At 68.3% G+C, this 18,180-nt stretch carries 18 protein-coding genes; 10 read left to right on the top strand and 8 right to left on the bottom strand.

Annotated elements, in window-relative coordinates:
• Positions 1-37 precede the first annotated feature (37 nt).
• The 4 genes from BTO20_RS13100 to BTO20_RS13085 all read left to right on the top strand — a co-directional run bounded on the left by BTO20_RS13100 (position 38) and on the right by BTO20_RS13085 (position 3,882).
• Positions 38-895 (top strand): SDR family oxidoreductase, encoded by an 858-nt coding sequence (locus tag BTO20_RS13100; RefSeq protein WP_332460301.1) that lies wholly within the window; start codon positions 38-40, stop codon positions 893-895.
• Complete coding sequence (locus tag BTO20_RS13095; RefSeq protein WP_087076456.1) at positions 892-1,821, top strand: patatin-like phospholipase family protein; 930 nt, start codon at positions 892-894, stop codon at positions 1,819-1,821. The genes BTO20_RS13100 and BTO20_RS13095 overlap by 4 nt, the downstream gene beginning before the upstream one ends.
• Positions 1,818-3,272 (top strand): flavin-containing monooxygenase, encoded by a 1,455-nt coding sequence (locus tag BTO20_RS13090; RefSeq protein ID WP_087076454.1) that lies wholly within the window; start codon positions 1,818-1,820, stop codon positions 3,270-3,272. The genes BTO20_RS13095 and BTO20_RS13090 overlap by 4 nt, the downstream gene beginning before the upstream one ends.
• A gap of 82 nt (positions 3,273-3,354) precedes the next feature.
• A complete protein-coding gene (locus BTO20_RS13085) occupies positions 3,355-3,882 on the top strand; it encodes a hypothetical protein (RefSeq protein WP_087076452.1) in 528 nt (175 codons plus the stop codon).
• Positions 3,883-3,901: 19 nt separating this feature from the next.
• Here the strand turns inward: BTO20_RS13085 and BTO20_RS13080 are convergent, their stop codons facing one another.
• From BTO20_RS13080 to BTO20_RS13070, 3 genes are all read right to left on the bottom strand, one after another.
• Entirely contained in the window at positions 3,902-4,414 is a 513-nt protein-coding gene (locus tag BTO20_RS13080) for a DUF3145 domain-containing protein (protein WP_036424776.1), read from the bottom strand.
• A gap of 115 nt (positions 4,415-4,529) precedes the next feature.
• Complete coding sequence (locus BTO20_RS13075) at positions 4,530-5,363, bottom strand: serine hydrolase domain-containing protein (protein ID WP_087082026.1); 834 nt, start codon at positions 5,361-5,363, stop codon at positions 4,530-4,532.
• A 44-nt stretch (positions 5,364-5,407) separates the two neighbouring features.
• Positions 5,408-6,313, bottom strand: a complete 906-nt coding sequence (locus tag BTO20_RS13070; RefSeq protein WP_087076450.1) for a chemotaxis protein CheY — start codon at positions 6,311-6,313, stop codon at positions 5,408-5,410.
• A 40-nt stretch (positions 6,314-6,353) separates the two neighbouring features.
• Here BTO20_RS13070 and BTO20_RS13065 point away from each other — a divergent pair, with 40 nt between their 5' ends.
• From BTO20_RS13065 to BTO20_RS13055, 3 genes are all read left to right on the top strand, one after another.
• Positions 6,354-7,439, top strand: coding sequence for an S-(hydroxymethyl)mycothiol dehydrogenase (locus BTO20_RS13065; protein WP_087082024.1), 1,086 nt, complete (start codon positions 6,354-6,356; stop codon positions 7,437-7,439).
• A gap of 5 nt (positions 7,440-7,444) precedes the next feature.
• Complete coding sequence (locus BTO20_RS13060) at positions 7,445-8,068, top strand: MBL fold metallo-hydrolase (RefSeq protein ID WP_198344370.1); 624 nt, start codon at positions 7,445-7,447, stop codon at positions 8,066-8,068.
• Positions 8,069-8,132: 64 nt separating this feature from the next.
• Positions 8,133-9,506, top strand: a complete 1,374-nt coding sequence (locus BTO20_RS13055; protein WP_087076446.1) for a styrene monooxygenase/indole monooxygenase family protein — start codon at positions 8,133-8,135, stop codon at positions 9,504-9,506.
• A gap of 3 nt (positions 9,507-9,509) precedes the next feature.
• On the opposite strand, the gene BTO20_RS13050 is transcribed toward BTO20_RS13055, so the two are convergent.
• Positions 9,510-10,262: an SHOCT domain-containing protein gene (locus BTO20_RS13050; protein ID WP_087076443.1), complete on the bottom strand. Its 753-nt coding sequence runs from the start codon at positions 10,260-10,262 to the stop codon at positions 9,510-9,512.
• A gap of 47 nt (positions 10,263-10,309) precedes the next feature.
• Between BTO20_RS13050 and BTO20_RS13045 the strand changes: the two genes are divergently transcribed.
• Positions 10,310-11,371: a class I SAM-dependent methyltransferase gene (locus tag BTO20_RS13045; RefSeq protein WP_087076441.1), complete on the top strand. Its 1,062-nt coding sequence runs from the start codon at positions 10,310-10,312 to the stop codon at positions 11,369-11,371.
• On the opposite strand, the gene BTO20_RS13040 is transcribed toward BTO20_RS13045, so the two are convergent.
• Positions 11,368-12,912, bottom strand: a complete 1,545-nt coding sequence (locus tag BTO20_RS13040; RefSeq protein WP_087076439.1) for an acetolactate synthase large subunit — start codon at positions 12,910-12,912, stop codon at positions 11,368-11,370. The genes BTO20_RS13045 and BTO20_RS13040 overlap by 4 nt on opposite strands.
• A gap of 211 nt (positions 12,913-13,123) precedes the next feature.
• Here BTO20_RS13040 and BTO20_RS13035 point away from each other — a divergent pair, with 211 nt between their 5' ends.
• Together BTO20_RS13035 and BTO20_RS13030 are read left to right on the top strand one after the other, a co-directional pair.
• Positions 13,124-13,975 carry an SDR family NAD(P)-dependent oxidoreductase gene (locus BTO20_RS13035; RefSeq protein ID WP_087076437.1) on the top strand — a complete coding sequence of 284 codons (852 nt, stop codon included), beginning with the start codon at positions 13,124-13,126 and terminating at the stop codon, positions 13,973-13,975.
• A 4-nt stretch (positions 13,976-13,979) separates the two neighbouring features.
• Positions 13,980-14,621, top strand: a complete 642-nt coding sequence (locus BTO20_RS13030; protein ID WP_087076436.1) for a TetR/AcrR family transcriptional regulator — start codon at positions 13,980-13,982, stop codon at positions 14,619-14,621.
• Positions 14,622-14,627: 6 nt separating this feature from the next.
• Here BTO20_RS13030 and BTO20_RS13025 read toward each other — a convergent pair whose 3' ends face one another.
• From BTO20_RS13025 to BTO20_RS13015, 3 genes are all read right to left on the bottom strand, one after another.
• Positions 14,628-16,421 (bottom strand): Hsp70 family protein, encoded by a 1,794-nt coding sequence (locus tag BTO20_RS13025; protein ID WP_087076434.1) that lies wholly within the window; start codon positions 16,419-16,421, stop codon positions 14,628-14,630.
• A gap of 62 nt (positions 16,422-16,483) precedes the next feature.
• Complete coding sequence (locus BTO20_RS13020) at positions 16,484-17,557, bottom strand: NAD(P)H-dependent amine dehydrogenase family protein (protein WP_269770349.1); 1,074 nt, start codon at positions 17,555-17,557, stop codon at positions 16,484-16,486.
• Positions 17,558-17,579: 22 nt separating this feature from the next.
• Entirely contained in the window at positions 17,580-18,140 is a 561-nt protein-coding gene (locus tag BTO20_RS13015; RefSeq protein WP_087076430.1) for a TetR/AcrR family transcriptional regulator, read from the bottom strand.
• Between the last annotated feature and the right edge of the window lie 40 nt (positions 18,141-18,180).

The raw sequence follows: 18,180 nt of genomic DNA, 5'->3' as shown, positions 1-18,180 counted from the left end.
GAGGCATGACGTGCAGTTTTCCTGTAAGAAGCCATCGGTGGCCGGCTCGGTCGTCGTCATCACCGGTGGTGCCCGCGGTATCGGCGCCAAGACCGCCGAAGTGTTCTCGGACGCCGGCGCCACGGTGTGGATCGGCGATGTGGATGCCGACGTCGCGGCTACAACGGCCGCAGGCATGCCACGCTGTCACAGTGCCCACCTCGATGTCACCGACCGCTCGTCGTGGGACCGGTTCATCGCCGAGGTGCTCGATGCCGAGGGCCGCATCGACATCCTGGTGAACAACGCGGGCGTGATGCCGCTGGGCGCGTTCGAAGCCGAACCCGAGGCCACCACCGACCTGATCCTCGACGTGAACGTTCGCGGCGTTCTCAACGGTCTGCGCGCGGTGGTGCCGACCATGATCGACCAGGGTGCCGGGCATATTGTCAACGTCGCATCGATGGCGGGCATGATCCCGATCCCCGGCATGGTGACCTACAACGCCAGCAAGTTCGCCGCACTCGGCGCATCGCTGGCCGCGCGTCGTGAGTACGCAGGCACCGGAGTCACGGTGTCGGCAGTGCTGCCGTCGGCCGTACGCACCGAGTTGTCCTCCGGGGTGAAGCTCGGCGGCGTGTTACCGACGGTGGATCCCGACGACGTCGCCCGCGCCATCCTGCGCACGCTCCGCACTCGGGCCGCACGTACGTCGGTGCCGGCCTGGGTCGCGCCCGGATGGGCGTTCGTCGACGCTCTGGTCCCCGAATTCCTCGAACGCGCAGTGCGTTCCAGGCTCGACGACCGCCGTGCCCTGACGGCGATCGACGCGGGCGGACGCGCGGATTATCTGCAGAGACTCCAGCGGCAGTCCAAAGCCCATGCCGGCCACGCCGATTCGGGGGCGGCTCGATGAGCACGGCACTGGTCATCGGTTGCGGCGGAACCATCGGTGGGGCATGGACCGTCGCGGCGCTGCACGCCCTCGTCGAGCAGACCGGCTGGGATCCCGCCACCGCCTCGGTGTTGCAGGGCACGTCGGCGGGCGCTGAACTCGTCACGATGCTCGGCGGCGGTGCATCGGTGGACGACCTCGTCGCGATGCACCTGGGCACCAGCACCGACGAGCGATTGCGCCGCCACATCGCCGACACCCCGGCCAGCTTTCCGCCGATTCCCTTGCCGGGGTTGCTCAATCCGCGACTGCTCCGCACCCAGCGCGGGCTCGCCGCGGCGACCGGCGTGGCCCCGGTCGGGCGCGGTGACGCGAGCTGGCTGCAACGCCTCGCCGGCGGCTTCACCGGCACCTCCGGCTGGGTGGCTCATCCGGGGGTCCGCATGGTCGCCTTCGACTACCGACGCGGCGAACGCGTCGCGTTCGGCTCCCCCGGCGCTCCCCGCGCAGGTACGGGTGAGGCGCTGCGCGCCTCCTGGGCCATCCCCGGCTGGATGCCGCCGGTCACCATCGGCGACCGGCACTTCGTCGACGGTGGTGCTGCGTCGACCGCATCGGTCGACCTGATCGGCCGCGACGACGCCGATCTCGTCTACGTCATCGCGCCGATGTCCTCCGAGCGCGGCTGCCGGGCACCGGGTTTCGGGGGCCTCGCAGAGGACCGCCTGTTGCGCAGACCGATGTCGGAAGGACTCGACCGCGAGGTCGCCGCGGTGCGGGCGCGCGGTACACAGGTGGTGGTCATCCGTCCCGATGATGCCGACCTGGCGGGGCTGGGCGCCCATTTCATGCGGCGCGACCGTCGACGCGCGGCCTTCGACGCGGCGCTGCGCACCGCGCCGGCCACGGTCAAACGGGCGCTGGCCGTCAGTGAGGAGGTCCGATGAACCGCGAGCTTCGGATCGTCATCGTGGGCGCGGGCATGGCCGGGATCGCCACGGCGTACACGTTCACCCAAGCAGGCTTCACCAATTTGACGATTCTGGAAAAAGGGTCCGACGTCGGCGGGGTCTGGCACTGGAACCGCTATCCCGGCCTCACCTGTGACGTCCCGTCGCAGATCTACCAGTTCTCGTTCGCCCCCAAGCCTGACTGGGGCCATCTCTGGGCCAGCGGCACGGAGATTCAGCAATACCACCGCGACGTCGTCGAGCGCTTCGGGCTGCAGCGATATCTCCGCTTCGACACCGAGGTCACCGAGATGCGCTATGACACAGCCGATTGCACCTGGTCGGTGACCACCGGCGCGGGTGACACACTGACCGCCGATGTCGTGGTCTGCGCGACCGGGGTACTGCATCATCCGTTCGTGCCCGATGTCGCGGGCATGGACAGCTTCCAAGGCCCGATCGTGCACACTGCCAGTTGGGACCCCGACGTTGTCACCGCGGGACGACGCATCGCGGTCATCGGCACGGGATCGACCGGCGTGCAGGTGGTTTCGGCCCTGCAGCCCGATGCCGAGGCGATCACCCATTTCGCCAGATCTCCGCAGTGGATCCTGTGGGCTCCGATGGGGCTGCGGCAGCCGAAGGTGCTCGCCCGGATGATGCGTCGCTGGCCGGCCCTACACGACGCCGCGTATCGAAGGTTGCTGTGGGCATCGGGCATTCTGGCTGACATCGTCACCAAGCCGTCCTGGCGCCGTACCCTCGTGCAGTCCTACGCGAGATGGAGTCTGCGGTTCCAAATCCGGGATCCGCGGTTGCGCGCCGAGCTCACTCCGGATTACCAACCGCTGTGCAAGCGGCAGGTGGTGTCGGGCAGTTACTACCGCGCCATCACCCGGCCCAACGCGAGACTGGTCACCGATCGCATCGACGCGTTCACCGCGACCGGTATCCGTACCACCTCCGGCGAACACCATGACATCGATGTCGTGGTCCTGGCCACCGGATTTCAAGCCCACAACTACATGCGGCCGATGCGGATCGTCGGCCGCGACGCAATGACGCTCGACGACGCCTGGGTCAAGGGCCCGCGGGCCTACCGGATGACCGCAATCCCGGGATTTCCCAACCTGTTCACCGTCCTCGGTCCGAACTCGCCGACCGGGTCCATCCCGCTGCAGTACTCGGCGGAGTTGACCGCGCGCTACATCGTGAAGTGGCTACGCCGACTCGCCGCCGGTGAGGTGACCGCAGTGGAGGTCACCGAGTCGGCCACCGACGAGTTCAATGCCGCAGTGGCAGAAGCGCTCGGGCCCACCGTGTGGAACACCGGCTGCAACTCGTGGTACTTCACCGACAACGGCACCATCGACCTGTGGCCGTTCGACCGTGCCACGCTCACCGACATGCTCTCCGAACCCGACCCCGCGCATTACCGGACGGCCTGAGGGACTTTCGCGTGTTCGTCGCGGTGCACTGAATCGCACGGTACGTTTCGACAGGTTGATGGATCGACTCGTACGGAGCCTCATGGATGCAACCAGGCGCATCGGCAGTGTCGGCGCGCTGGCCGTCGCGCTGGGCGCGGTCGTCGTCCTCGGCGCAGGTTCCTACGCTCGCGCGGATCCCGAGCCCGGCCCGGCACCGCCGCAGGCCGGCTCGGGGTGCGGCGAGAATTTCGACGGTGCGTTGACGGCACTGCCCCAGCCCGCCGCAGAGACAGGGACCGCCAAGGATCTCCTGCGGTGCACCGGCGGCACGTGGGCGCCGTATCTCGATCCGTATCCCGCTTCCGATCGTTGGCTGACCACCGGGTCCGGGCTGATCCTGCACGGTCAGGGCCGACGGAATCCGGAAGTGCACGCCGGTACGTGGACCGGAACTCCGCAGACCGACGAAACAACGTGCCGCGCCGAGGTTGTCGATGTCTTGGCTCCCGGCGAGACGTCCTCGCCCGAGTTCCATGCCGCCGACCCAGGCCGGCCCCTGACACTCGAGGTCGGCGATCATCTGTTCATGGCCACGCTCACCGGCTACTGCCTGTGGCAGCGCGGCTGAGGGCCCTCTGCGGGCGGCCTCAGCCGACTCCCCTGTTGAGCCAGCTGACCTCGCCGGTCTCGCCGCCGTCGCGGTAGGGCTCCAGCGATTCGTCCCAGGCCGTGCCGAGCACGGAGTCCAGTTCGGCGGCGAGCATGTCAGCACCACCGGCCATGAGGGTGCGCAGCCTCTGTTCGCCGACCATGACGTCGCCGTTGGCGCTCATCGCTCCGCTCCACAGACCGAGCTGCGGGGTGTGGCACCACCGGTGGCCGTCGACGCCGGCGCTGGGGTCCTCGGTCACCTCGAACCGCAGCACAGACCACGAGCGCAGGGCATTGGCCAACTGCGCTCCGGTGCCGACCGGGCCGACCCAATTGGTGACGGCACGTAGCTGCCCCGGCATTGCCGGCTGGGGCGTCCACTTGAGGTTCGCCCGCGCCGACAGGGTCGACGACAACGCCCACTCGACATGCGGGCAGACCGCCGCGGGTGAGGCGTGGATGTACACCACACCCGTCGCCGCGTCGGCGAACTGGTTCGACGCACGCATCTGCTTCTCCTTCGGCTTCACGAGGGACGTCTTCCCCAACGACCTAGCGATACCGATCGAGTAATGCAGTTGTGTGTCGCGCGTGTCTATTGTGCCTTGTGTGGCCTATGTTGCGCTAGTCTGACCCGATTTCTCTCAGGACACCATCAGATATGGCCGGCCACAGCGGGTACGTCCACTCTCCGAAGTTGCGGTCGGTGAGCACCACCAACGCCACATCGGCGTCGGGATCCACCCACACAAACGTCCCTGACTGGCCGAAATGACCGAACGTCGACGGCGAGTTGGTCGCACCGGTCCAGTGCGGCGATTTGCTGTCGCGGATCTCGAACCCAAGCCCCCAGTCGTTGGGCCGCTGCACGCCGAATCCCGGTAACACGCCGGCGAGGCCGGGAAACTGCACCTCGGTCGCGGCCGTGTGCATCGCCGGGGAGACCAGCGCCGGCCGTAGCAGCTCACGAGCGAACTTCGCCAGGTCGGAGACTGTCGACGTGCCCCCGTATCCGGCGGCCGCGGCTCCGCCGGTCAGCGTCGACGCCGACATCCCGAGTGGCTCGAACACCGACTCGGCGAGGTACTGACCGAACTCGATCCCCGACTCTTTCTCGATCACCTGCGCCAGCAGCGCGAATCCGGCGTTGGAGTAGATGCGCCGGGCACCGGGCTTGGCGAGGACCTCGGTCGACAGCATGGCCACACCCGAGGAATGCGCGAGAAGATGCCGGATCGTCGATCCCGGCGGCCCGGCCGGTGTGTCGAGTTCGACGACGCCTTCCTCGATCGCGATCTGCGCGGCGCGCGCCGCCAGCGGTTTGGTCACCGACGCCAGCGCGAACGGCTTGGCCGTATCGCCGTGGGTGGCATGCACCCCGAACGGCCCGACCACCGCGGCAGCCGCGGCCGTCACCGGCCAGTCGTCAAGGACCTGCAGAACCTCGGCAACGCTCATCAGTGCCATCTGCTCTTCGCGCCAGCGCTCATCAGAAGATGAATCTAGCCCGTCCGCCCCATGCCACGCGCAAGCAATCCGTCCGCCAAACCGGCCGCGACAGCGTCCACTTCGGCGACCAGGCGACGCAAGTCGACGCCTCGACGCATCAACTCCGAGGTGTCAGCGCCCGGCTCCACCGAGAGTCGGTACACATCGCAGATCGCGCGGTAGGCCGATGGCGAGGCCTGCGTGGTTTCGCACCACTGTTGCATCGACCGAGTCCAGGACCGCAGCCGCTCGCGGTCGGCTTGACGCTGCGCGAGGCTCAACACCCGCCGGTAGACATCACCGGCCCACTCCATCGGCACCCGCTCGTCGAGCATCGGCAACAGGACGTCGTCGAGCGTCGCGGCACCGGCGGCCTCGCCCGCCGCAGCGGCGTTGAGCCCCTCGAGCACCCGGGCCAGCGTCGTCACGGCCACGTCGTCGATGCGCCCGGCGATACCCGTCAGTGCCCGCGCCGCGTCGCCCTGTTGGGACGATTCATCGGCATCGGCGGCCATCACCCCGGTGAGATACATCAGGTAACCGTGTGCGCCGACCTCGGGAACACCGCGCAGCAGCACCTCGGCCCGCTGCGCCCAATTTCGCGCCAACGCGAGATGGCCGCGAGCCAGCCAGGCCAGGCCGAGTTCGGCCGCCTTCATGGCAGCCTGAACCGGATCCGTGCGCAATAAGCGGGTGTGGACACGTTCATTGATGCGCACGGCTTCCCCGCCGTGGCCCTGGCGCCAGGCCACCGCGGCGAAGACCGCGAGATCGTCGGTGTCGAGTGCCTGCACACCTTCGACACGACTGAAGGATTCGTAACTGGTGCGCCAGTCGTTTCGCCGGTACGCCGACCGCGCGACGACGAGAAGTTCGGTTCGATCGTCGACCACAACCAACGGTATCGCGAAGGTGCGCATGAGGCCTTCACTTCGGTTCCCTCAGTACTACCTTATGAACATGAGCCATATTGTTCGTGGCGTCATCGCCCGTAGCGCCAAAGCCCCCGTCGAGTTGGTCGACATCGTCATACCGGATCCCGGTCCTGGTGAGGTTGTGGTCACGGTCCAGGCCTGCGGGGTCTGCCACACCGATCTGACCTACCGCGACGGCGGCATCAACGACGAATTCCCTTTCCTGCTCGGGCATGAAGCCGCAGGCATCGTCGAGTCGATCGGTGAGGGTGTCAGCCACGTCGCCCCAGGCGACTTCGTGATCCTCAACTGGCGAGCGGTGTGCGGGGAGTGTCGCGCCTGCAAACGCGGCCGCCCGCATCTCTGTTTCGACACCCACAACGCGAAGCAGAAGATGACGCTGACCGACGGCACCGAACTCACCCCGGCCCTGGGCATCGGCGCCTTTGCCAACAAAACCTTGGTGGCCGAAGGTCAATGCACCAAAGTCGACCCCACCGCGGACCCCGCCATCGCCGGGCTGCTCGGCTGCGGCGTCATGGCGGGCATCGGCGCCGCCGTCAACACCGGGGCGGTCACGCTCGACGACACCGTCGCCGTCATCGGCTGCGGCGGCATAGGTGATGCCGCCATCGCCGGCGCCCACCTGGTCGGCGCGAAGACCATCATCGCCGTCGACACCGACAACACGAAGCTCAACTGGGCCCGCGGCTTTGGCGCCACCCACACCATCAACGCCAGTGAGCTCGATCCGGTCGAAACCATCCGGGACCTCACCGACGGCGTCGGCGCCGATGTCGTGATCGACGCGGTCGGACGCCCCGAAACCTGGAAAGAGGCCTTCTATGCCCGCGCCCTGGCCGGCACCCTCGTGCTGGTCGGTGTCCCGATCCCGGACATGAGGCTGGAGATGCCGCTCGTCGACTTCTTCTCCCGCGGTGGATCATTGAAGTCTTCGTGGTACGGCGACTGCTTACCCGAACGCGACTTCCCCACCCTCATATCCCTCTATCTACAGGGCCGCCTGCCCCTGCAGAAGTTCGTCACCGAACGCATCACGCTGGACGCCGTCGAAGAGGCCTTCCACAAGATGCACGCCGGCGAGGTGCTGCGATCGGTGGTCGTACTATGAGCGCTATGAGCGCGATTCAGCGGGTGGTCACCTCCGGCACCTTCTCCCTCGACGGCGGCACCTGGGACGTCGACAACAACATCTGGCTCATCGGCGACGACTCCGACGTGGTGGTCTTCGACGCCGCCCATACCGCCGCCCCCATCATCGACGCCGTCAACGGACGCAACGTGGTCGCGGTGGTGTGCACCCACGGTCACAACGACCACATCACCGTCGCGCCCGAACTCTCCAAGGCCCTCGACGCGCCGGTGCTACTGCACCCCGCCGACGAGATGCTGTGGCGAGAAATCCACCCCGACAACGAGTTCCGCCCGGTCGCCGACAATCAGGTACTGCACGTCGGCGGCATCGAACTGCACGCCCTGCACACCCCCGGACACTCCCCCGGTTCGGTCTGCTGGTCTGCACCGGACCTGGGCGCCGTCGTCTCCGGAGACACGCTGTTCCAGGGCGGCCCGGGTGCCACCGGGCGCTCCTACTCCGACTTCCCCACCATCCTGGACTCCATCAGCACAAGACTCGGTACCCTGCCCGGGGAGACCGTCGTGTACACCGGACACGGTGACACCACCACCATCGGCGGGGAGATCGTCCATTACGACGATTGGGTCGCCAGGGGGCACTGAGGCTTTGCGATCACGCTGAGCCAGTTTCTTAACGCAGGGCGGCGCTGCGCCCATAGTCGGTGCCATGACGACATCGAGCGGGCGCTCCGCTGCCATCATCGGAGCCGGCCAGACGGGGCTTACCGCGGCACTGGGGTTGTTGGACAACGGTTTTGACGTCACGGTGTACAGCGACCGGGATCAGCGCAGCCTGCGCGACAGCGTGCCTGCGACCGGGACGGCGCTGATCTTCGGCACGGCCCAGCGCGCTGAGGAGAGCCTTGGCCTCAACACCTACCTGGCCACCGCTCCGACCTCGACCGGCCAGAGCGTGCGGGTGGTCGACGGTTCCGATCCGGCTCGTCCCGAGGAGGTCGCGTTCGATGCATCGTTCGACGGCTTCGTCGGGGTCGCGGTCGACACGCGGCTCAAGGCCGACGATCGGCTCACCCTGTTCCAGCAGCGCGGCGGCAGGTTCGTCGTTGAGACGGTCGGCCCGGACCGCCTCGACGGCATCGCCGCCGGCGTCGACCTGACCCTGGTGGCGACGGGCCGCGGTGGGCTCTCGTCACTGTTCCCGACCAACCCCGAGCGCACGGTGTACGACCGTCCGCAGCGCCGACTCCTGGCCCTGACGGTAACCGGGTTGCCCTACGGGCCAGAGGTTTTCGCGCACCGCAGCGCTGCAGGCGGCAGGCACAGCGCCTTCACCGTGATCAGCGATCAGGGCGACTCGTGGTTGGGTCCGTATCTGCACAAGGACGCCGGCCCCTCCTGGGCCTTCCTCGGCTGGGCCCGGCCGGACAGCGACTGGGACCGCCGGTTCGCCGCGGTGGACAGCGCCACATCCGCGCTGCGGACGATCACCGAGTTGCACCGCGACTACATCGACTGGGATCTGCCCGAGGTCAGCGAATTGGCGGTGATCGAGGACGACCAGCATTCGTGGTTGACCGGCGGGGTCACCCAAGTGGTGCGCTCGGGGGTCGGCCACACGGCCGGTGGGCATCCGGTCGCGGCGCTCGGCGACACCGCGGTGGCGTTCGATCCGATTGCCGGGCAGGGCGCACAAGGCGGACTCGTGCAGGCCGCGACACTGGTACGCAAGGCCTCCGCACACGACGGTCCGTTCGACACCGCGTGGCTGACAGCGGTGTTCGAGGACTTCTACCGGCACCGTGCCCGCGCCGCCCATCTGGTCACCCGGCTCTTCCTGTCGGATCCCGAGCTCGCGGAGTACGGCGGACTGTTCTTCGCAGCGGCCAGCGCAAGCGCCCGGTTCGCATCGAAACTCTTTGGTCTGCTGGATGATCCGAGGCCTGTGGAGCGGCTCACGTCCCAGCAAGCGGCGTATGAGCTGATCGCCGATTTTGCCGGGGAACCTGCCGAAGCGGTGCTCGGCCGGTTCGTGCCGGCGGGTCGGTTCGACCGGTCCCGGCTGGCGTTGCGAGCGGCGTGACGGTCAGCCGTCGAGGATGCGGCGCTTCTCGGCCTCGAACTCGGCGTCGGTCAGTGCACCCGAATCACGCAGCGCCGCCAGCGTCTTCAGGAGTTCGAGGCGCACGCCCTGATCGGTGGGCGAGTAACTCGGCGGCGCGGGAACGTAGCTCTGCGGCGTGTACGTCGGCGCGTCCACCGCTCCGAACACCGGAAATTCCTGCGGACCGACGGGGTGTGGCCGCTTCGCGGTCCGCGCCGACCACCACAGGGCGATTACGAGTTCGACGAGTCCGAGCACGAACAGCCCGACGAACAACCACACCACCCAGCCATACTGACTGCCGTGCCCGAACGCCAGACGTGGGCTGATGTATCCGTTGACGTCGCCATCGGTGACCACTTGATAGCTTCCGGCGTCGGCCACCTGGGCCACCCATACCCGTACCCGGGCATCATTGTTCACTGTCGTTGTGCCGCCCGGACTTTCGGTGACGACCGGCTCGGGCGCCCCGTCCGGCGGAACGATCCGTAGCTTCAAACTCGGCACGGGCAGGCCCCCGCCCGATCCGGTGGTGAGCGTGTGGAAACTGATGGTGACCTCACCGGCGGGCAGCTGGACCGTCCCCGATCCCGGGATCGGAACCTCTCCGTATGCGTCGTACTCGTCGAGCACGAACGCGTTGAGGACCATGGCCACGATGAACCCGATGACCGCTACCACCAGGGACACGATCGCGGCCGCCACCATCGGTGCCGCGATTCGCCGGCTGCTCATAGCCGGAAGTGTGCCATGCTCGCCGCAGCAACGACTACCGTCGTGGCATGCCTCGTGACGAGACCGAAGCTGACCCGTCGGTCGGGCCGACGAGTCCCGGGTTACAGGCAGCCGGATTGAGTTCGGCGATCGCACTTTTCGCGGAGGCCGCCCGCACCGTACCGCTGCCGAGCCCGCCACAGCCCATTGTTATCGCCGACTACGGAGCAGGCACCGGACACAATGGCCTGCTCGCGATCACCAAGGCGGTCGGTGTGCTGCGGGGGCGCACCCGTCCCGAACATTCCGTGCTGGTGACACATACCGATACCCCGGACAACGACTTCACCACGCTGTTCCGCACCCTCGCGGAGGACCGGGCCTCCTACCTGCGCACGGATGCCGCGGCATTCAGCTCTGCGGTGGGCCGGTCGTACTACAGCCAGATCCTGCCGTCGAACAGCGTCAACCTGGGTTGGTCGGCGTGGTCGATTCAGTGGCTGGACCGGGTGCCGATGCCGGTGGGCGATCACATCGCCGTGGCCTACAGTGCCGACGCACATGTCCGCTCCGCCTACGCGCGGCAGGCCGCGCACGACTGGCACGAGTTCGTGGCGTTCCGTGGTCGGGAGCTGTGCCCTGGCGGCAGACTCGTGGTGCTGACAATGGGGCTGGCCGACGACGGCGACTTCGGCTATCGCCCGCTGCTGTTGGCCCTCACCGAAGCGCTGCGGGAACTCGTCGCCGACGGAGTCATCAGCAGCGACGAGCTGCACCGGATGTCACTGCCCGTGATGGGCCGCGCCGCAGCGGATTTCGCAGCCCCCTTCGCACCGTCTGGCCGGCTCGAACGGTTGTCGATCGAGCATCTCGAGGTGCTCGACGCCGAGGACCGATTCTTCAACCAGTACCGCACCGACCATGACGCAAAGGCTTTCGGCGCCCAGTGGGCCGCGTTCTGCCGGTTCTCGATATTCGGTGCGCTGGCCCAAGCACTGGACGACGCGGCACGGCGGACGACGTTCTTCGACCGGCTCGAGGCCGGCGTGGCCGCTCGGCTGGCCGCGGCGCCCGAACAGACGCAGATTCCGCTGGCCGAGGTGGTGTTGGCCAAACGACCCAAGAATTAAACCGACAAGCCCGGCACCGCGGCGTCGATCAGGTGCGGGCCCGGCTCGGCGAGCGCAGCCCGGAACTGCTCGGCAAGCTCTTCGGCGGTGCTCGCCTGTGTGGCGGGAACACCGAATCCCTGTGCGATGGACCCAAAGTCGATGTCCGGGTGGCCGAGTTCGAGCAACGATCGGGACTGCTCGCCGGCCGCGGCGGCGCCGACGCGCTGCAGTTCCATTTGCAGGATCGCGTAGGCGTGGTTGTTGAGGATGACGACGGTGACATCGAGCTGCTCGCGGGCCATGGTCCACAGCGCTGAGATGGTGTAGAGCGCACTTCCGTCGGCCTGCAGCGCGATCACCGGCCGGTGCGGCGCGGCGACGGCGGCACCCACAGCCACCGGGAGCCCCTGGCCGATCGCGCCACCGGTCAGCGTCAGCAGGTCGTGCGAGGCCGAACCCGCAGTCGCGGTCGGCAGGAAGAAGCCGCTGGTGTTCGCCTCGTCGGAGATGATCGCGTCCTCGGGCAGCAGCGCGGCGATCACCTGGGCCCAGTTCTGCGCGTTGAGCGGTCCGCTGGGCAGAGCAGCGAGATCGGACGGGGCATCGACATACGGCGGGGCTCCGAGGTGGTCGGCCAACTTTTCCAGATCGCTCGCAGCCACGGCGTGCACGGTCGCCCCGGGCGGCACCAGGTCGCCCGGCTTGCCTGGATACGCGAAGAAGCTCACCGGGGACCGAGCCCCTACCAGAATCAGATCCGTTGTGCCGGAAAGCTGTTCGGTAGCCTGCTCGCCGAGGTAAGCCAGCCGTTCGAAATGCGGCACGCCACGCCCACGCGCCACCCGGGCCGGGAAGGTCTCCACGAGCGCCCGGGCCCCGGTGGCGGCCACGATGCGGGCGGCCGCGATCAGCCCGGCCGCGCTGTCGGCCGGGCCGCCGAGCAGCAACAGCGCGTGCGGCCCGCGTTCGCGCAACAGCCGCGCCGCGGCCTCGATCCGCATCCCACTGGACGCGGACTGCCGTTGTGGCGGTACCGGTACGCCGGCGTTCGCCGGGCCCCACGAGAAATCGGCGGGCAGGATCACGCTGGCCACGCCGCCAGGTTCACCGGTGGCGCTGTGCACAGCGCTGTCGACGGCCGCAGCCACGTCATCGGGAGTCGCGGGTCGGTGCACCGATCCGTGGACCCATTCGGCCAGCGCCTCGATGTCGGATTCCAGTGGGGCGTCGAGGGCTTTGTGGTACGTCGCATGGTCGCCGACGATATTGACGACCGGGCTGAGGGCCCGCCGCGCATTGTGCAGGTTGGCCAGACCGTTGGCCATGCCGGGTCCGAGATGCAGCAGGGTGGCGGCCGGTCGTGCAGCGATGCGGGCGTAGCCGTCGGCGGCGCCCGTGGCCACGCCTTCGAACAGGCACAGTACGGGCCGCATCTCCGGGGCTGAGTCCAGCGCCGCGACAAAGTGCATCTCGGAGGTGCCCGGATTGGCGAAGCACACGTCGACTCCCGCGGCGAGCAACCGCGCGATGGCCACCTGCGCACCGGTGCTCGTGCTCATCGGCCGCCCCGCATCAGCATCAGGCCGTCGACTCCGATTTCGCGTTGATGCCACCTGTCGCGCACCCACCCATACTGGTCGGCAATCCCCTCCGGCGCCAGGGCGCCGCCTGACGAAACCTGCGCCGTCATATTGACTGATTATCAATCAGTATGCGACGGTAGGATCCACGGTCAGCAGAAGTGAACCGACTCCGAGAACGGCGACACTCATGCGAAAACAACGAATAGATCTGCGCGACAAGCGGATTGTCCTGACAGGCGCATCGAGCGGCATCGGTCGCGAATTGGGCCTGGCACTGGCGGCCCGGGGCGCGACGCTCGTGCTGGCGGCCCGACGCAAGGACCTGCTCGACGAGCTCGCCGATCAGATCGCCGCGTCCGGGCAGCCCCGGCCGATCGTGATGCCGACCGATCTGGCCGAACCTGGCGCTGCCGCAGCACTGGGTCGCGACGCCGTCGCAGCGCTCGACGGGATCGTCGACGTCGTGATCAACAACGCGGGCGCCAACCTCACCGGCCCGCAGCCCCTGGTGGCCGATACCGCCGCGGCCCGCGCGGTCTTCGAGGTGAACCTGTGGTCACCACTCGCCCTCACCGCAGCGGTACTGCCTGCGATGCGCGCCGCCGGCCGCGGCACGATCGTCAACGTCACCTCCACGGTGCAGGCCGTGCCGCTGCCCCTACTCGGGTATTACGCCGCTTCCAAAGCCGCACTCGCGCAAGCCACGCGGTCCCTGCGACTGGAGCTGGCCGAGACCCCACTGCGGGTGCTGGAGGTGGTGCCCGGCTCGACCGACACCGCCCTGCGCGATATCGACGAACTCCCTTGGAAGACAACCGCTCCCAAGACCCTGCCACCGGTTTCACCTGCTGCCACGGCGGCAGCCGTCGTCCGCGCGCTGCAACGGGGTGACGCCCGGGTGGCGTATCCCCGGTACTCGCTGCTGCCGTTGGAGATCCCGGCCATCGGCCGCCTGGTCGCGGCGATCGGAGGCAGGCGCGTGGACACCCGCGGCGCCCTCCAACTGCAAACCCATGCCGAGCGGGCCGGGCTAGCCTGAACTGATGTGTGCCAAACCGGCTGTCGCCGACCGGCGTCAAGCAATCATCGACGCGGCCCGACACCTGTTCGCCACCCGCCCCTACGACCGGGTCACCACGTCGGAGATCGCCAAGAACGCCGGCGTGGCCTACGGGCTGATCGCACACCATTTCGAGAACAAGCGTGGGCTGTACCTCGCGGTGATGAACGAGATCGCCGAAGAGATCGCGGCTGCGCAGCTGAGCCTGCCGCCAGCGGCGGATGCCGCGCTCGCGGACCAGTTGCGCCACGCATTGCGCAGCCACATCGCCTACATCGACTCGTATTCAGGGAGTTTCGTCGCGCTGCTGCGCGGCGCGTTGGGCGCCGACACCGAGCACCAAGAGGCCGTCGAGCAGTTGCGCTGGATCGGTGCACAACGAATCCTCTTGGCGCTGGGGATCATCGACCCGATCCCGCCGGTGCTGCGGGCTGCCATGCACGGGTGGGTGGGCTATCTCGACGAGATGATGATCGACCGCATCACCCATCGGGACATCGACGCCGACGCGCTCGTCGAACTCGCGGCCGCCGCACTCGTGACGACCCTGAAGACAACGGCAGCGATCGAGCCGTCGATCGTCTACTCCCCCGAAGTCCTCGACGCGTTCGAGTCGTTCGGATGATCGCCGTTAGCCCCCGTGCCCGTGGCCACCGCCGGGAGCAGGCACCCACGGCAGACCCGGGACGGTCGGATAGGGCGCCGCGGGGGTCCACGGCGTCTGGGTCGGCGTCGACGGAGCCGCACTCGTCGGCGTATCGGTCGTCGCCGGCGCGGCCGTCGTGGGGGTGTCGGTCGCGGGCGGTGGCGCGTCGGTCGTCTGAGGCGGCGGTGGCGCATCCGCGGGTGGCGGTGGCGCCATCTGCGTCACCGTCTCCGCCGGGGCCTGCTCGATGACCGTCTGCGGGGCCTGCTGCTGTTGCTGCTCCGGTGCTGACGCGTCCGCGGGAGCTCCGGGGGCCGGTGCCTGCGCGGGCGCTGACGTGGTGGTCATCGCCGTCGACGTCGATGCCGGTGCCGGGCTCTTGTCCGAGTCTTGGTGAGTCAGCAGGAGCACGGCCGCGACGGCGACGAGCGCCACCGCGCCTCCGGCTCCCGCCAGCAGCGCGGGCTTGCGATACCACGGCAGCGCGGCGACCCGGGCGTGGTCGGTGAGCTCGGCCTCACCGAATTCCAACTGCGGGCGCGCGCTGGTGAGCCCGATGCGGGCGGGCTCGGGCTCGGCGTAACCCAACTCGGTCGCGGGAGCGACATCGGGCACGTCGTCAGCGTCCGACCAGGCCAGTGCCGGCGAGGCCGGCGGCGGTTCGGGGGCCAGCACCGCGGCGGCCTGGGTCAGCGGTGCGGCTGCCGACGCGGGTGCCAGCGCGGTCATGCTCTCCTCGACCGTGCCGCGCACGGCCGTGATGCCCGATCCGATCGCCGCGGTCAGCTCGGGTTGAGCACCGGTGATCACCGGCACCCGCAAACTCTGCGACAGTGCCGTGGTGATGGCCGGGATCCTGGCCCCGCCGCCGATGGTGGCGACGGCGACGAGATCGCCGGGCCGCAGCCCGGCGCGGTCCACGGTGTCCTGCAGAACGGCGACGAATTCGTTCAGCGGCGCCTGCATGGCGTCGTCGAGCTCACGGCGGTTCAACCGAACCTCACTGCGATGGCCGGGCAGTTCGGCAGTCAGCGAGGTGACCGACTCGGTGGACAACCGTTCCTTGGCGCGGCGGCATTCACCGCGCAACCGGCCCAGCGACCCGATCGCCGACGTGCTCGCCAGGTCGATGGTGCCCGCCGCCGACAGTTCGTTGACGATGTGGGTGAGCAGCGCCTGGTCGATGAGGTCGCCCGACAGATCGGCGTGCCGGACCGTCGGGGCGATCGGCTGGTAGCCGTTACCGGCGTGGGCAAGCGTGATGCTGGTGCCGGTACCGCCGAAATCGCACAGCGCGATCACGCCGCGAGTCGGCACGCCGGGGTTGTCCTGCAGCGCGGTCAGCGCCGCCGTGGCGTCCGACACAACCGTGGGCGAGGCCGGGCCCTGGAACTCCGGGACCGCATCAAGGGCATTGCGCAGCGCCGCGACCTGGTTGGGCCGCCAGTGCGCGGGGTGGGTGACGGCGATCGGGCCGGTTGCCGGTCCGCCGCGGGTGACGGTGTGCAACAGCGCCCCGAGCGCGTCGGCGACCAGCACCTCGCCACGATGCGACGAGCCGTCGGGGGCCAGGATGCCCACCGGGTCCCCGACCCGGTCGACGAAATCGGTGAGGATCAGACCCCGCTCGTTGAGGTTGGGGTTCTCGCTGGGAACCCCGACCTCGGATGGGCGATGCGGATAGATCGTCAGTACAGGTGAGCGCGTCACCGCGGTCCTTCCCACCACCACCGCCGTCAGGTTGGTCGCACCAACCGACAACCCAATTCCGTCAGCCATGTCACCCCGTCTCGAGAGAGCACTATCCGGTAGTCCATCTCAGTTAACGGGGCGAATGTTACTCAGCGAATATTGCCGCAACCTGTGATGAGCGGTAGGTCCAGCGGTGTTACCCACCCTGGCAAATGATCATTGACTGCGGGGACAGCATTCAGCGCACGTAGACCGGTGGCCAGGCAGCCCGCGGCGGCCGCATCGCGGCCCGAACCGTCGGTGAACCGGAACGCGGTTTCCTGGGAGATGCTGGGGGTGCCGTCGATGTCGACCCGGTACACGTCGTTGTCGTTGCCGGACGGCCAGTCGGGCGCGGCGTCCAACCCGATGCGGTTCACGTGCTCGAGCTGGATGCGGGTCTCGCCGCGGTAGACACCGTTGATGGTGAAGCGGACCGCGGCCACATTGCCGGGCGCGATGATCCCCTTGGCGGTCTTGCGTTCATCGGGGGTGACCCATTTGTCCCATGTTGTGGTGATGGTGTCGAGTTCGATACCCGCCGCGTACGCGATCATCGGAACGGTTGCACCCCAGGCGAATACCAGGATGTCGGGGGTTTCCAGCAGCGCCCGGTGTTCGGGTGGCTTACCGATGCCCATCTCGAACTCGTAGTCGCCGGTGTAGTTGGTGTAGTCCAGCAGTTCGGAGGCCCGCACCTGCCGGATCTCCGAGCACAGGCCCATCAACGTCATCGGGAACAGGTCGTTGGCGAAGCCGGGGTCGATTCCGGTGGTGAAGCACGACGAGCCGCCGGCCTCGCAGGCCTCGGTGACGGGCTCGATCCAGTTCGGTGGGTTGAGGTGCATCTTCGGCCACACCCAGGGCGTCATCGCCGTCGAGCAGACGTCGATGCCGGCCCGCAGGAACCGGGTGATCACCTCGATGTTGGCGTCGGCATGTGCCGCGGTGGGGCCGTAGTGGACCAGCGCGTCGGGCCTCGAGGCGACGAGTGCATCGACGTCGTCGGTCGCGATGACACCGATCGGGGCGCCCAGCCCACATATCTCGCCGACGTCGCGGCCGACCTTGTCCGGGTTGCTGACCCCGACGCCGACCAACTCGAACAGTGGATGCTTGACGATCTCGGCGATCACCATGCTGCCGACAAAACCGGTGCCCCAGACCACGACTCGCTTCGTCACCGCATCACCATATGCGCGGATGTCATGTGCGCGGGCCGGTTCCGGGCCAGCCCGCCAGCGCCAGATCCGCCACCGCGTGCAGCTCGGCCCGGCTCGCACCGCTGCGCGCCTGCACCGAAATCCCTTGACACACAGCCGAGATCCACCGGGCCAGCAACATGGTGTCAACGTCTGCCAGTTCGCCGACGGCCACCGCGGCGTCGAATCGCCTGGCGATGTCCTGCACACCGGCACAGCGCCGTTCGGCGAGCCCGTCACCGTTTCCGATCAGCAGGCAACCGCGAGGCTCGCCGGTGCTCGCGTCCGCAGCGCCGTGGACCATCGCCTCGGCGACCTCCCGAGCGGTCGCACGCGTCAGGGCCTCGGCCGCATAGCCGCCGGGGCCGGTGACGTAGCGCTGCAGTGCGCGTTCGAAGAGTTGCTCCTTGGAGCCGAATTCGGCGTAGATGCCGCGGCGGTTCACCCCGGTGGCTGCGGTCAGATCGCTGATCGACACCGCGTCGTAGCCGTGTTGCCAGAACAGTTTCATCGCGGTGTCCTCGACTTGCTCCGGGTCGAATTCCCGCGGCCTGCCTATCGCCATCGCGCACCCGCTTCCACCGTGGTGTGATACCGATCACGAC

Origin of the sequence: Mycobacterium dioxanotrophicus (assembly GCF_002157835.1) — a bacterium.
GTDB lineage: Bacteria > Actinomycetota > Actinomycetes > Mycobacteriales > Mycobacteriaceae > Mycobacterium > Mycobacterium dioxanotrophicus.
This window is presented reverse-complemented; position numbering and strand designations above follow the sequence as displayed.

Coding starts and splice junctions, on each gene's coding strand:
- BTO20_RS13040 (WP_087076439.1), bottom strand. CDS start 12,912: ATGAGCACGAGCACCGGTGCGCAGGTGGCCATCGCGCGGTTGCTCGCC.
- BTO20_RS13090 (WP_087076454.1), top strand. CDS start 1,818: ATGAACCGCGAGCTTCGGATCGTCATCGTGGGCGCGGGCATGGCCGGG.
- BTO20_RS13085 (WP_087076452.1), top strand. CDS start 3,355: ATGGATGCAACCAGGCGCATCGGCAGTGTCGGCGCGCTGGCCGTCGCG.
- BTO20_RS13080 (WP_036424776.1), bottom strand. CDS start 4,414: ATGCGTGCGTCGAACCAGTTCGCCGACGCGGCGACGGGTGTGGTGTAC.
- BTO20_RS13065 (WP_087082024.1), top strand. CDS start 6,354: ATGAGCCATATTGTTCGTGGCGTCATCGCCCGTAGCGCCAAAGCCCCC.
- BTO20_RS13030 (WP_087076436.1), top strand. CDS start 13,980: ATGTGTGCCAAACCGGCTGTCGCCGACCGGCGTCAAGCAATCATCGAC.
- BTO20_RS13025 (WP_087076434.1), bottom strand. CDS start 16,421: ATGGCTGACGGAATTGGGTTGTCGGTTGGTGCGACCAACCTGACGGCG.
- BTO20_RS13050 (WP_087076443.1), bottom strand. CDS start 10,262: ATGAGCAGCCGGCGAATCGCGGCACCGATGGTGGCGGCCGCGATCGTG.
- BTO20_RS13035 (WP_087076437.1), top strand. CDS start 13,124: ATGCGAAAACAACGAATAGATCTGCGCGACAAGCGGATTGTCCTGACA.
- BTO20_RS13015 (WP_087076430.1), bottom strand. CDS start 18,140: ATGGCGATAGGCAGGCCGCGGGAATTCGACCCGGAGCAAGTCGAGGAC.
- BTO20_RS13060 (WP_198344370.1), top strand. CDS start 7,445: ATGAGCGCGATTCAGCGGGTGGTCACCTCCGGCACCTTCTCCCTCGAC.
- BTO20_RS13055 (WP_087076446.1), top strand. CDS start 8,133: ATGACGACATCGAGCGGGCGCTCCGCTGCCATCATCGGAGCCGGCCAG.
- BTO20_RS13045 (WP_087076441.1), top strand. CDS start 10,310: ATGCCTCGTGACGAGACCGAAGCTGACCCGTCGGTCGGGCCGACGAGT.
- BTO20_RS13095 (WP_087076456.1), top strand. CDS start 892: ATGAGCACGGCACTGGTCATCGGTTGCGGCGGAACCATCGGTGGGGCA.
- BTO20_RS13075 (WP_087082026.1), bottom strand. CDS start 5,363: ATGAGCGTTGCCGAGGTTCTGCAGGTCCTTGACGACTGGCCGGTGACG.
- BTO20_RS13070 (WP_087076450.1), bottom strand. CDS start 6,313: ATGCGCACCTTCGCGATACCGTTGGTTGTGGTCGACGATCGAACCGAA.